Annotated in this window: 1 protein-coding gene; it reads left to right on the top strand. The window is 30.1% G+C overall.

Features of this window, described 5'->3' with window-relative positions; all coding sequences use genetic code 11:
- A partial coding sequence (locus tag R0J87_RS18915; RefSeq protein ID WP_498888150.1) for a hypothetical protein occupies nucleotides 1-225 on the top strand: 225 nt, incomplete at its 5' end.
- Nucleotides 226-362: the final 137 nt, after the last annotated feature.

The following is a 362-nucleotide window of genomic DNA, read 5'->3' as shown; positions in this document are numbered from 1 at the left end:
AGTGATTACTTTATTGGCAATTATATCAATCCTAAAACTATTGAAAATAAAATAGAACGTGATGAAACTATAAAGGCATTAAAACTAGCTTACGTTGCTCTTAGTAGACCCACACATCTTATGATAATTGCTGTTCCGAATCACTTGAGTGGGGCAGAGAGTGAAGAACTAAGCCGTCTAAAAGAAAATGGTTGGAAAAGTTTTAACGATATTATAAATGAGTGAGTTAGCTCTTAAGTTGATTATCAATGTATAGTAGTAATTCTAAAAGATTCAACTAATATAGCTCGATTTTCAATCTTAATAATGCCTTATCCGTTTTTTAATAATTAAAGAAAGTGTCAATAGTTTTCCTTAGAACT

It is taken from the genome of Halomonas sp. SIMBA_159, assembly GCF_046536035.1.
Classification (GTDB): domain Bacteria; phylum Pseudomonadota; class Gammaproteobacteria; order Pseudomonadales; family Halomonadaceae; genus Vreelandella; species Vreelandella venusta_A.
The sequence above is the reverse complement of the archived record's forward strand: the minus strand, read 5'-3'. Positions and strand labels throughout refer to the sequence as shown.